The sequence below is a fragment of the Sphingomonas yabuuchiae genome (assembly GCF_001477495.1).
GTDB lineage: Bacteria > Pseudomonadota > Alphaproteobacteria > Sphingomonadales > Sphingomonadaceae > Sphingomonas > Sphingomonas yabuuchiae_A.
The window spans coordinates 1-13,823 of sequence record NZ_LDTF01000113.1 but is presented as its reverse complement, the minus strand read 5'-3'; the positions used below and the strand labels follow the sequence as shown (position 1 = coordinate 13,823).

The 13,823-nt window shown below is 66.6% G+C and carries 7 protein-coding genes; 5 read left to right on the top strand and 2 right to left on the bottom strand.

Annotated elements, in window-relative coordinates; all coding sequences use genetic code 11:
• Positions 1–143: 143 nt before the first annotated feature.
• A complete protein-coding gene (locus NS355_RS16795; protein WP_058746728.1) occupies positions 144–1,130 on the bottom strand; it encodes a helix-turn-helix domain-containing protein in 987 nt (328 codons plus the stop codon).
• 170 nt (positions 1,131–1,300) lie between these two features.
• On the opposite strand from NS355_RS16795, the gene NS355_RS16790 reads away from it, so the two are divergent.
• The 3 genes from NS355_RS16790 (at position 1,301) to NS355_RS16780 (ending at position 9,852) form a co-directional block, all read left to right on the top strand.
• On the top strand, positions 1,301–1,651 hold the full coding sequence (locus tag NS355_RS16790) for an antitoxin Xre/MbcA/ParS toxin-binding domain-containing protein (protein ID WP_058746727.1): 351 nt from the start codon (positions 1,301–1,303) through the stop codon (positions 1,649–1,651).
• A gap of 17 nt (positions 1,652–1,668) precedes the next feature.
• Positions 1,669–2,073, top strand: coding sequence for an RES family NAD+ phosphorylase (locus NS355_RS16785; protein WP_244489731.1), 405 nt, complete (start codon positions 1,669–1,671; stop codon positions 2,071–2,073).
• Between the two features lie 354 nt (positions 2,074–2,427).
• Positions 2,428–9,852 carry an autotransporter outer membrane beta-barrel domain-containing protein gene (locus tag NS355_RS16780; protein ID WP_209445126.1) on the top strand — a complete coding sequence of 2,475 codons (7,425 nt, stop codon included), beginning with the start codon at positions 2,428–2,430 and terminating at the stop codon, positions 9,850–9,852.
• Positions 9,853–10,081: 229 nt separating this feature from the next.
• On the opposite strand, the gene NS355_RS16775 is transcribed toward NS355_RS16780, so the two are convergent.
• Positions 10,082–10,609 (bottom strand): hypothetical protein, encoded by a 528-nt coding sequence (locus NS355_RS16775; protein WP_058746726.1) that lies wholly within the window; start codon positions 10,607–10,609, stop codon positions 10,082–10,084.
• 230 nt (positions 10,610–10,839) lie between these two features.
• On the opposite strand from NS355_RS16775, the gene NS355_RS16770 reads away from it, so the two are divergent.
• Both NS355_RS16770 and NS355_RS16765 read left to right on the top strand, forming a co-directional pair.
• On the top strand, positions 10,840–13,197 hold the full coding sequence (locus NS355_RS16770) for a TonB-dependent receptor (protein WP_058746725.1): 2,358 nt from the start codon (positions 10,840–10,842) through the stop codon (positions 13,195–13,197).
• The coding region (locus tag NS355_RS16765) for a tyrosine-protein phosphatase (RefSeq protein WP_058746724.1) at positions 13,197–13,823 on the top strand (627 nt) is incomplete at its 3' end. The genes NS355_RS16770 and NS355_RS16765, both read left to right, overlap by 1 nt.

Below are 13,823 nucleotides of genomic sequence, written 5' to 3'. Positions count from 1 at the left end.
TGAGGCAGGGCGATGGCGGGGCCGACGGGGCTGGCCGATGCGATCGGGTGGGTATTGGGGGCGACCTGTCTGCTGGGCTGCGGCGCGGCCTGGGTGGCCGAGCGGCGGGCGTAATCCATCCCTCCCCGGAAGGGGCATTCCCGTCAATCCAGCTCGTTCATCCATCCATTCCACCGACGCGTGCCGGTCTCGACCGGGTCGCCGCGATCCTGGCGGACGCGGGCGCGATAGGCGGCGGGGTCGATCCCCTGATCCGCCTGGAACGCGCGGCTCAGCGCGCCCGCGCTGCCCAGCCCATAGGTCTCGGCCAGCTGCGCCAGATCGGGCTCCTCCGGCCGCTCCAGCGCACGGCGGACGGCGTCGATGCGGCGACGCCGGACATGGCCAGCGATCCCGCCGCTGCGCTCGTAGAGCCGGTACAGGGTCGCGCGCGACACGCCGACCCCCTCGGCGATCGCCGCGCCGGTGAGCTGGCGGTTGGCGATCTCGCGGTCGATCAGCTGCTCCACCGCCTCGCGCCGCAGATGGTCCTGCCGCCGCGCCTCGACGCCTAGGTCGCGCGGGCCGCCCAGCGCGGTCGGCAGCAGCTCGATCAGCGCACGCGCGAACGCGCCGTCATGCCGGTCGTCCAGCGTCGGGGCGTGGCGGACCAGCATCTGCAGGAACTCGCCCAGGATCAGCGTGTCGGGCGCATGGACGACCAGCCCATGCAGCGCCCCCAGGCTGCCCAGCGCCGCCAGCGCTAGGTCGCGCGCGATGCTGACGGTGATGAGGTGCAGGTCGTGCGCCTCCGTCCGGTGGCCGCGTCGCGTGTCGAGGAAGACGATATCGCCCGGGCCCGCCCGCTCGAAGCCGCTGCGCCCCTGGCCAATCAGCGTGCCCGCCAGGACATGATGGAGCACGATATGGTCGAAGCCGTCCGCCGTCACCCGCTCCTCACGCGCATGCGCCATGCCCGACAGATGCCGGTCGAACAGCAGCATGTGGCGAAACCGCCAGCCGGTGACGCGCGCCCGGAACGGCCCGTCCAGCCGGAGGACGTCGGCGCCCTGCGCGTAAAGCTGGCGATAGTCCGCAAAGGCGCGGTCCGGGGCCAAGCCCTCACTGGAAAAGCCGATCGCTTCCTTCAAATCCTGCTCCCGGTCATGCCTTCCCCCTTCGATCGTGGGGAGGCGGTGATAATATGACGTGGATCAATCCGCCACAGGCGCAATGGCTCCCGCGACTGGCGCGGTTGCCTTGAAGATCGTGCAAAAAACAGGCATATATCGTGCACCGCATGGGCGGTTGGGAGTTTTGCATGATCGCTGCCTTTCTGGACGACATTCGCGATCACGACATGATTGCGCCGCGCCGCCTTGCCGAGCGGCTGCGCCTGCCGCTGACCCGGCTGGCCAAGCTGGCGCAGGTCAACCGCAACACCATGGCCGCCAAGCCGGGCAGCCCCGCGGTACAGGCCCGGCTGGGCGAGATCGCCCGCATCATCGCGCGCGCGGCCGAGCTGTCGGGCGACGAGGGGCGCGCGATCATCTGGTTCCGCCACCAGCCGCTGCCCGGTTTCGGCAAGACCCCCGAACAACTGGTCGAGGAAGGCCATGCCGCGCTCGTCCTCCGCGACCTGGATCGCATGGCCGAGGGCGTCTATTCCTAAGTCCGGGGGGCGGCCGCATGACCTACCCCTTGCGCGCCCTGTCCTGTCCGCTGTGGCGGATGCTGACGATCCGTTACCAGCGCGATCCCCTGTCGGGGGAGGGCGCGCGAATTCATGGCGGCCGCTGGAACGCGCCGGGGCAGGCGGCGCTGTATCTGGGCACCGACCACGCCACCGCCATCGCCGAATTCTACCAGGGCCTCGCCAAGCCGGCCACGCTCGCGCCCTATCGCCTGAACGCGACGGCGATCGCGGACCTGACCGATCGGGCGGGCGGCCCCGTCGACGACACCGTGGCGCTGGCCATGACCGCGCCGTGGAAGGCGATCGCCGGGATCGAGGGCGCCACCCCGCCCAGCTGGACGCTGACGGCCTCGCTGATCGAGACAGGGGCGCAAGGTGCGCTGGTCCCGTCCGCGTAGAATCCGGGCGGCACCGCCTTGGTCCTGTGGCGCTGGCATCGTGCGGGCGGCGGAGGGGAGGGGGCGGCGCTGGAACTGCTCGATCCGGATGGGGCGCTGGCCTCGTTCCATTAAGGGCGGTCTTATCTCGTCGCTATACTTGGGTGGTAAAGCACGAACCCGCTGCGCCAAATGGTTAAAGCTTCTAAACCACTTGTGGCCCGACATGCTGCAAGAATGACCATTTCGTTACTCGGGCCAGGGCATGATTCCGCACGGCGTCGTTATTTTGTCATGACAGAACGATCATGATTTCCCGTGACATGAACGTTGCTTCATCATAGATGTCGACCTTCATCAGGGGGAAGTCTGAAAATGGTAAAGGCGTTGTCGCGTGGCCGGCTGGTAAAGGCGCGTGCGTTGGAGTCGAGCGCGATCCTGGTCGCGTTGATGGTCGCAGGGCCCGCCTTCGCCCAGTGCACCCCGGACCCGACCCAGGCGAACGCGACGACGACCTGCACCGGCACCGACAGCAACGGTCTGGTCGTCACGACCTCGGCCAGCACGGTCAATGTCGCGGCGGGTGCCAGCGTGACGAACACCGGCGCACCCGCGATCCGCTATGCCATCCCGGTGTCGAGCAGCAGCTATGCCTATTCGACGCTGACCGTGGGCGGCCGCGTCGATGGCGGTAGCCAGACGGGCGTCCAACTGCTGCGCCAGTCGAGCAGCAACGGCTATGGCAGCCTCAACCTGTCCATGACGGTCGCGGCGGGCGGCAGCGTCAGCGGCGCGAACGGCGTCGTCGTCGGCCAGACCGGCAACGACTATGGCAGCACGACCGCGTCGATCGACAATAGCGGTACCATTGGCGGCACGGGGACCGGTGCCAACGGCTATGCGCTGCTGTCGACCAACCAGAATTACGCCGGGTTCCAGTCGATCACCAACCGCGCAGGCGGCACGATCGGCGCGATCAGCGGCCCCGTCGGCACGCTGACCAACGCGGGCACCATCGATGGCGGTAGCCGCCACGCGATCTACAGCGGTGCGGCCTACAGCTCGGCGGTCTATGGCTATGGCTGGAACAACAGCGGTACGATCAGCAATAACTCTACCGCCGCGACACTGGCCAGCATCGAGTCGATCACGTTGACCAATAGCGGCACGATCAGCAATACGGGCTTGGGCGCGGCGATCTCGGGCGGATACCTGACGCTGACCAACGCGGCAGGCGGGCGGATCACCACGGCAGGGACCACAGCGATCGAGCATTATGGTTCGCTGAATCTGACCAACGCGGGTGTTATCGTCGGAGATATCACAAATATAACGTTGACTTTTGGCAACTCCATGACGGTCAACAACGCGGCCGGAACGATCACCGGCAAAATCCGCTTTGGCGCAGGCAACGACACGCTGGTCGTCGGCTATGCCAATGGCGCGATCCGCACCGGGATCAGCGGCACCATCGATGGCGGGGCGGGCACCGACACGTTGCTCGTCCGCTTCACCAGCGATGCCACCCTGTCCTCGGCGCTGGCGCTGCCGACCAATTTCGAACAGCTGACCCTGGCCCCCGATGCCAAGATGACGGCGACGCTGGCGCGCGGCTTCGCGGTCGCAGGCCCGGTGCGGGTCGGCGGTAGCGGCACGGTCGTCAACAACACCGTGCTGAGCGGCACCGGCACCGTTCTGGCCGATGACTCCAGTTCGTACAGCGCGCCCAGCTTCACCAATGCGGGGAGCATCACCGGCACGGGCACGCAGAGCGGCATCTATGCCGTCTCGCTGAACGCCGTGAACCGTTTCGAGAATAGCGGCACCGTCACCGCCAGCCAGAACGGCGTCTCGTTCAGCACACAAGGGGCCTTCGTCAATTCGGGTACGATCACCGCGACCGGCACCGCCGTCTCGCTGTTCGGGCCGAGCTTCGCCAATTCGGGCACGATCCGTTCGACCGGCGGGATTGGTGCGAAGCTGTCGGGATCCTATGGTTCGAATTGGACCAACACCGGCCGGATTGAGGGCATCACCGCCGGACTTCAACTGTCGAGCGCCCTGACCAACACCGGCACGATCACCGCGACCGGCACCGGCGTATTCATCGACTCCTACGGCAATCTGACCAATTCGGCGGGCGGTATCGTCACCGGGGGCACGCGCGCCATCGCCCCGAACGGCAATTTCAGCGTGTCCAACGCGCGCATCGCCAATGCGGGCACGATCAACGGCGACGTGAGCTTCGGCTCGTCCTCGTACGACAGCTATTATGGCAACAATAATGCCTATTACGCGCTGGCGGGCGGTGTCCTGAACGGCAATCTGACCCTGTCGAAGGGTGACATGCTGGTCGCCGAAATGGCAGGGTCGAGCGGCGACCGCTTTGCAGGCATCACCGGCACGGTGTCGGGCGCACAGGCGAATCTGCGACTGCGCGTGCGGAGCGACGCCAGCGCGACGCTGCCGTCCGCGTCCCCGTTCGCCACGGTCGGCTACGAGCTGTTCGACAAGGCGGCGCTGACGCTGAACGGCACGGGCGCCAGCCGTCCGCTGACGCTCGCCGGGCAGGGGACCGTCGACCTGACCGCCGACATCGCCGCGACGACCGGCTCGGCGCTTTCCGTCACCTCGCGCACCGTGGCGCCGGGCGAAACCTATGCCGACAACGCGCTGACCGTCACCAGCCGCGGCGCGCTGTCACTCGCCGTGTCGAGCACCGATGTCTACAGCGCCTATGCCGTCTCGCTGGGCAGCGGCGACAGCTTTACCAATGCGGGCACGATCAGCGTCACCGACACGCGATCGAACAATTACTATACGCTCGCCGCGATTTCGGGCGGCAAGACCGTGGTCAATGACGGCACGATCACGCTGAACGGCACGACCGGTATCCAATCCGCCCGGGCCGTCACCAACACCGGTCGCATCGTTCAGGCGACGGGCGGGCGGGCCGCAACCGGAATCTCGGGCTTCACCTCGCTGGTGAACAGCGGGACGATCGAGGTCGCGGGCAATGCCGTCGTCATGGATTATTCGGGCGGCACGATCGACAATAGCGGCCGCATCGCCAGCACCGGCGGCATCGCGATCAGCCAGACTTACAGCAACGGCACCGTGATCCGCAATCTTGCCGGGGGTACGATCGCGGGCGCGACCGGGCAGAACGCCATCCGTATGAGCGGTGGTCAGGTCGTCAATGCGGGCACGATCACCGGCGACGTCGACCTGGGCTATGCCAGCTTTGGCGGTCGCTCTTATAACAGCGCCATCTATACCAACAGTGGCGGCACGCTGACCGGCAGCCTGCGCTTCGGCGACAGCAACGACGTGTTCGTCGAGATGGACGGCCAGACCGGCGTGACCGGCACGATCGACGGGGGCGCGGGCACCGACACCTATCGTCGCGCCTTCACCAAATCGGCGACCGCGACGCTGGGCAGCCTGACCGCCGTCAATTTCGAGCGCGAGGATGTCCAGGCGATCGGCGCCGACACCGTCGTGACCGTCGGGGCGAGCACCACGCTGACCTCGCTCGGCGTGCTGGGCGACGGCCAAGTGGTCAACACTGCCAATGTCGACGGCGACCTGACCATCGGCGACAATTATTATTACTATCCGCAGCCGCAACAGGCGACCATCCTCGCCGCGCTGACCAACCAGGCGATCGTCAAGGGCGGCGTCTCGGGCCAGGTCCGGAGCTTCACCAATAGCGGCACGATCGGCGACGCCGCGCTGAAGCGGACGGCGGTGTCGCTCTACGGCACCGGTGCGATGACCTTCGCCAATTCGGGCACTATCCTGAACGACGAAACCCGTCGCAGCGTGTCCCTGTCGGTCAACGAGGGGACGATCACGGCGACCAACAGCGGCACGATCGCCCAGGGGCTGATCGTATCCGGCAACACATATTCCTACGGCTCGGACCCATCGGTCACGGCGCAGCCCATGTCGATCGCCCTGACCAATACCGGCACCATCGCCAGCACGGGTCCGGGACGCTCGGCCGTCGTGCTCCAGATCAACGACCAGCGTGGCCTTGGCGGGGCGATCCGGTTCGACAACAGCGGTTCGGTCACCCAGGGCGTCAACGCCCATGTCGGCAGTTATCGCTATTTCGACACGCCGGTGCTCGACGCCCCCCAGGCGTCCAGCATCGTCCTGACCAACAGCGGAACGCTCTCCGCCAACCTTCAGGGGCGGTCGGCCGCGCTGCTGACTCTCGACGACGCGCGCGATGTCGGCGGGTCGATCAGCCTGACCAACAGCGGCACGATCGACGGCAGCGGCCTGTCGGCTTACGGCGCGCGCGCCACGGTCTATCGTAGCAACTACACGACCGACGCCAGCACCGTCGCCAAGACCATCGCCATCACCAATAGCGGCACGATCCGCGCCAATGGCGGCGGCCAGACGATCGTCGATCCCTATGCGGGCGCCAGCGTCCCGACCGATCGGACCGCCCCCACCACCATCATCGCGGCGGCCCTCTCGCTCTATGCCGACGATACCGCGACCGCGTCGATCACCAACACCGCGACCGGCGTGATCGAGGCGACCGGCGCGAAGTCCGTTGCGATCCGCGCCAATGGCGTGGGCATCGACCTGACCAATGCCGGGACCATCCGTGGCGGCACGGGCACGACGCTGGCCGATAATGACAGCTTCGTCCGCACGCTCGGCACCACCTATCTGGCGGGCGCGATCCACACGACCGGCACTTTCGACAACAAGATCGTCAACACCGGCACTATCATCGGCTCGATCGCGCTTGGCGCAGGCAATGACCGGATCGAGAATTACGGCCAGATCCAGGGCGAAGTCTTCCTGGGGGCGGGCGACGACACCTTCCTCCACCGCGCCAGCGCGACGCTGGTCGGGACGGTCGATGGCGGCACGGGCACTGACAGCCTTATCATCGACGCAACCGGGGGCGGCACCGTCAACGGCAACCAGTTCCTGAACTTCGAACGCTTCAGCCAGGTCGGTCAGGGCAATGTCACCTATGCCGGGGCCTTCAACTTCGACACGCTGGGCGTGGCGGGCGGATCGGTTACGGTCGCGGCGGGCCAGACGCTGGCCAGCACCGGCGCCACCACCATCACCGGCACCGACGCGGCCGAGACCGTCACCAACAACGGCACGATCGCCGGATCGGTCGCGCTGGGCGGCGGTGACGACCGCTTCGTCAATGCCGGGCTGGTCCAGGGCGCGGTGTCGCTGGGCGACGGCAATGACAGCTTCGTCGAGGGCGCGGGCTCGCGCGTGGCGGGCGGCGTCGATGGCGGTGCGGGGACCAACCTCTATACCGCACTCCTGTCGGGCGACCGCACGGGCCTCGGCCAGCGCAGTAACTTCCAGCAGCTGGCGGTGACCGGCGCGGGCACGCTGTCGCTGACGCTCGACCAGAGCTTCGACACCGTCGCGCTGGCGGGCACCGGGCTGAACGTCGCGCTGGCGGGCAACCGCATCGGCGCGGTCACCGGCACGGACGTGGCCGAGCAGCTTCGCGTCGATGGCGACATCGCCAGCGTATCGCTTGGCGCGGGCAACGACCTGCTGGCGCTGGGCACGACCATTGCGGCGGGGCGCTATGATGGCGGCACCGGCACCGACACACTGGCCTTCACGGCCAATGCGCCCGTCGTGTTGAGCGGCGTGGCGACCGGGTTCGAGAACGTGTCGCTGACCGGCAACGCGCTGACCGTCGTTGGCTCGCTGGGCACGCAGGGCGCGCCGCTGAACTTCGGCGACGGCGACCTGTTGCTGACCGTCGCCAAGGGCGGCACGCTGGCCGGGGTCATCGACCTGGGCGCAGGCAACGACGCGCTGCGCCTGGCGGCGGGTTCGGTGCTGCTTGGCACAGTATCGGGCGGGGCTGGCAATGACCGCGCCACGCTGGAGTTGGCGGGCAACCAGATTCTGGCGGCGGGGACGCTGACCGGGTTCGAGACGCTGGCGACCGAGGGAACCGGTGCGCTGACCCTGACGGGCACGCAGGCTTATAATCAGGTCAACGCCGCAACCGACCTGACCATCGCCTCGGGCAGCAGCCTGACCGCAGGCCAGGTCGCCTTCACCGGCGGGAACCAGCGCTTCACCATCGCGGGCACCTTTGCAGGTGCGGTCGATGGCGGGGCAGGGACCGACACGATCGCGCTGTCGGGCGGCGCGGCTGCCGCGCCGGTCGCCTTCACCAACGTCGCCAATGTCGAGGCGCTGGCGATGACCGGCGGTTACGCCACGGTGTCGGGCAACGCGTCGTTCGGCGCGGTCGATATGACAAGCGGTCGCCTGGTCGGTCTGGCCGGGTCGACCATGGCCGCCACGCAGTTCCTGGTCCGCCAGGGCGCGACCTTCGGCTCGGCGGGCACGGTCAACGGCAATGTGACGGTCGCGGGTATCCTCAGCCCCGGCGCGTCGCCGGGCACGATGACGGTCAACGGCAATGTCACGCTGAACAGCGGCTCGCTGTCGTATTTTGAGCTGACCCCGACCGTGTCGGACAAGCTGATCGTCAATGGCGGGCTGACCATCGGCAGCGGATCGACGTTGCAGATCGTGTCGAGCGGCGCCCTGCGCCCCGGCACCTCCTACGACCTGATCGTCGCCAGCGGCGGGATCACGGGCAGCTATGCCAGCATCCTGAAGCCGTCCGACCTGTTCGGCTTCATCGTCCAGCGCGCCGACCGCATCCAGCTGCTCGGCCAGTTCCTGGGCGATGCGCGGTTCAGCCCGCAGGTCGCGCGCAGCATCGACTATGCCAACGCCACCTTGTCCAAACAGTCCGCGACGAGCACGTTGTTCGCCGCACTCCCCTCGCTGCTGACCGCGTCGGGCGCGTCCAACCCGCGTGGCTTCGCGCAAGTAACGCCGGAGGCCTATGCCTCGGCATCGCAGATCGGCGTCGACAATGCGCTGGGTCTGGTCCAGGCGGCGCGCGGTCCGGCCTTCGCCACCACGCGGGAGGATGCAGGCGTCTTCACCTTCGGCCAGACGCTCGGCCAATGGCATAGGCTGGGCGCGGACATGGGCGAGGGGACCAGCGCGGCGCAGACGCGCGGTTACGGCTTCCTGGGCGGCGTCGGCTATGGCGATCGACAGTGGATGATCGGTGCGTTCGGGGGCTGGCTCGACACCCGCCAGTCGATCGCCCCGCTCGCCGCCTCGACGAAGGCCGACGGCGTGGTCGCGGGCGTCCATGGCCGCTATTCGATGCCGAACGGCTTCGGCTTCGGCGCGTCGATCGTCTATGACGGGGCGCAGGCGCGCACGACCCGCGCGTTGCCGGGGACGGCCTCGGCTTATGGGCGTTACGACCTGCACAGCTGGACCAGCGACCTGTCGGTCCATTATACGGCCGAGCTGGCCGAGGGCTGGTCGCTGACCCCGCGTGCGGGCCTCACCTATCTGCGTACCCGCCGTCAGGGCGTGGGCGAGAAGGGCGGCAGCCCCTTCGCTCTCACCGTGGCGCGTCGCGATCTGGTCGCGGGCTTTGCCGATGCCGGGGTCACCTTCGGCCGTAGCGATGCGTCGGAAGCACCGTTCCGCCCCTTCGTGACGCTGGGCGCGCGCTATCAGATCGAGGGCAACCGCGCCGTCGCGCTGGGCGGCTATGCGGGCGGGGGCCAGGGCCTCGTCGCACTGGGCGCCGCCCGCGCCTCGCTGGTCGGCACGGCGACGGGCGGCGTCGCCTATCGCTTCGCCAGCGGCGTCGACCTCTATGCGAACGGCAGCGCCCAGACCGGCCGCGACGACCATCAGGAAACGATCGCAGCAGGCCTGCGCCTGCGCTTCTAATCGTTCGGGGGGTGGAGCAGGCTAGGCCGCTTCACCCCTTGCCGCTCGGCTGGGCCTCAACTTTTTATTGAACCTTTTACAACCTTGTGGCATTGAAGGATCAGCTACGGACAGCGGGGCTTCCGGTAACACGGTCGCCGCAGCATGTGCGCCTATATGGCCGGTACACCACGGTAAGGTACACCCGCACCTTTGAAGGGCCTCCGCCTAAAGCGGGGGCCCTTTCTGATTATGGCAGCCTCTTTCCCTTGTACAGGCAGGTGCGTAAGAGCGTGTGCATATTATAGCGCCGCTTGACGTGACTGAAGACCACATTGCGTACGTAACAGCTCGTAATCATCAGGTTCACATCGGCTTCGTCCCCCCTGTCGGGGTATAGGTAGAAGAATACTACCTGATGCTCTCCGTCCGTCAGTTCGCGAACACGGCCGGGCGCGATATCAATGACCGCATAATTCATTGCCCGGTTACGATCGATGGAATCCCAACAAAAGTAATTCTGCTCAACCATTCGCTTCGACAGTTCGCGGAGTCCAAGCGAAAAAGCGTAGCGATCCTCGCAGAAGCGCCGGGGCTTGCCGTTCTCATCTTCCAGATGGTGCGCGCCTCGCTCACACCCTTGCGAGATGGTATGCAACCCGAGGTGAATACGCGTCCGCAGATCCGCCCCATCCTTACCCTTGCCAGGCAGGGTGACCACAAAACTGCGAAGATGCCGCAGATCTCTTAAAACGCCATCGACTTCAATCTCGTCCATGTTGCCGATTATACGCCTTGTTGTGCAAGGCAGATAAAGGGCCGTGCATGTTTATTGCACATTCTGAAGGTCGTGCCCCTCGATTTCAAGTGGGAGCGGATGGCTGGCCACCCCCCCATCATGACACCATTGTCATCATAAAAACCACATCATCCCCGCACAACGTCATCAAGTCGCAATGATCCGGCACCAAGGGACGGCCGCATAATCCTTTGGGGGGAATCCATATCATGACCTCGTTCAACCTGCGTTTCGCGGGGCGGCTCTTTGCGTCCAGCACGCTGGCTCTTCTGCTTGCCACGCCCGCCTTTGCGGCCGATCCCGAACCGGCCAAGACAGCCGCGCCCGACGATCAGAAAACCAATGCCGAGGGTGCGCTGAACGAGGTCATCGTTACCGCGCAGAAGCGGCCAGAGAGCCTGCAGAAGACGCCGATCGCCATCTCGGTGCTGACCGCCGACGACCTGAAGAACCGCCATGTCCAGTCGCTGGTCGACCTGCAGGACGGCGCGATCCCGTCGCTTCGCGTCGCGCCCTTTTATTCGCGCAACTCGGCGCTGATCATGAACATCCGCGGCATCGGCGTGCTGGCCGACAGCAACCAGCCCGCGCGCGACCAGGGTGTCGGCGTCTATATCGACGGCGTCTATCTGGGTCGCGCCCAAGGCTTGGGCACCGCGCTCTATGACATTGAGAGCATCGAGGTGCTGAAAGGCCCGCAGGGCACATTGTTCGGCCGCAATACCGAGGGCGGCGCGGTCAGCATCGTCACCAGGAAGCCGACCGGCACATTCGGCCTGACCGCGACCGCGGGCGTCGGCAATTTCGGCAGCCACAAGGCCGAGGCACATCTCAACCTTCCCGAATGGCACAATTTCAGCGTGAAGCTGGACGGCATCGTCACCAAGCGCAACGGACTCGTCGACAATCCGCTGCCCGGCCAGGCGGACTTCAACGGCTTCGACCGGCACGGCGCGCATGTCGAAGTGCTGTGGAAGCCGCAGGACGGGGTGAGCGCCGACTATGCGTTCGACACCTCCTACGACGCCTCGACGCCGCTCTATCTCCAGACGATAACGGCGGGAACGCTGACCCGCGCGCCCGCGCTGCCGCTCCAGCCCAACCGGGTGCGCACCGCCAGCATCGGCGTGCCGCAGCAGGAGAGCATCGGCAAGACGCATGGCCATCGCCTGACTCTGGGCCTTGACCTCGCGCCGGGGCTTCAGCTGAAGTCGATCACCGCGTACCGCGAACTGGACCAGAGCCAGTATGACAATGGCGGCCAGAACAGCACCACCTACAAGCCGAACGGCGCGTTCAGCCGCTACAGCCTGGCGGGCTTCACGCAGAACCAGTTCAGCCAGGAAATCCAGCTGATCGGTGACAGCCCCCGCCTGAAATATGTTGCGGGCGCGATGGCGTACCGCGAGCATAGCGAGGACAATGCCCAGGCGTTCAACACCAATGTCTGGAACGCGAACGGCACCGCCTCCACGATCGCGACCTTCAACATCGCCACGGTCCCCTTCGACCGCGCCAGCCGGATCACGACGCGCAGCATCGGCGCGTTCGGCCAGGCGACCTGGACCCCGGCGATCCTGTCCGACCGGCTGCACGTCACGGGCGGCGCGCGCTACACGCGCGACATGAAGAAGGGCCAGCTGTTCATCGTCAACGGCAAGACGCCCAATGTCGACGGCGTGGTGGGCCCGCGCCAGCTGGACGCCGCCTGGTCGCGCGTCGACCCGCTGGTGACGCTGGCTTACGACGTGACCGACGCCATGCATGTCTATGGCAAATGGTCGGAAGGGTATAAGTCGGGCGGCGCCAATTCGCGCTCGCTGCGCTATGCGCCGTTCAACCCCGAGACGCTGTCGATGTTCGAGATCGGCGCCAAGACCGAGTTCCTCGACCGCCGCGTCCGCCTGAACCTGGCCGCCTATACCGGCGCGTACAAGTCGATCCAGATCGACTTCCAGGCGAATTACCTTCAGGTCGATGCGCAGGGCAATCTGCTCCAGACCAACCGCACCACGATCGAGACCGCCAATGCGCCGGGCACCGGCCGCGCCAAGGGCGTCGAGGCGGAGCTGACCGTCGCGCCGATGGCCGGGCTGACGCTGACCGCCAGCTATGCCTATAACGACGTGACCATTCCGGCGACGGTGAACCCCTTCCCGCAAGGGTCGACCGGCGTGATCGTGACGACGCCGATCAAGATCTATCCGGTTTATACCCCGGCCCATGCCGCCAGCGGCGCGATCGATTACGAGCGGCCGGTGGGCGATTATCGCCTCGTCGCGCATCTCGATGCCAATTACGACAGCGGCTTCTACGCCAATTACAACGATCCCGCGCCCGGCGTGAACCAGCCCAAGGGCGAGCCGGGCTTCATCGTCAACGGCCGGATCGGCATCGCTGACATTGCTTTGAACGACACCGGCGCCCTGCTGACCCTGTCAGCCTGGACGCGCAACCTGCTCAACGAGCAGCATATGTTCTATAAGGGGCTGAACACGCTTACCGGCGTATCGGGCTTTTTCAACGAACCGCGCACTTACGGCGTGGAAGCGACGGTGAAGTTCTGATGCGCGGGGGCCTGATCGCCATCGCCGTGGTGCTGGCGGTTCCGGCGGGGGTGGGGGCTTCGGCCCCCGCACCCGTGGCCGCACCTGCCGACACTCGCGTCCTGCCGCTGCAGGGCGGACGCAACTTCCGCGACCTGGGCGGCTATCGCACCGCCGATGGCCGGACGGTGAAATGGGGGCTGCTCTACCGCTCGGGGCAGATGCACGACCTGACCCCGGCGGATTACGTCACGCTGCAAAAGCTCGGCATCCGCACCGTCTGCGACTTTCGCGACACGGCCGAGCGGACCAGGGAGCCGACTTTGTGGCCCGCCGGTCAGCGCCCCAAGGTGCTGAGCGACGATTATGCGCTCGACATGAGCGCGATGCGGCTGCCCGGCGATCCGTCGACCTGGACCCACGAACAGGTCGTGACGGCGATGACCGCGACCTATCCAAAGCTGCTCGACCAGTTCAACGGCCAATACCGCCGCATGTTCGCCGAGCTGCTGGCGGGCGACGTGCCGCTCGCCTTTCACTGCACGGCGGGCAAGGACCGCACCGGCGTCGCGGCCGCGCTCCTGCTGACCGCGCTGGGCGTGCCGAGGGCGACGATCATCGACGATTACCTGCTGTCGAATGAGCAC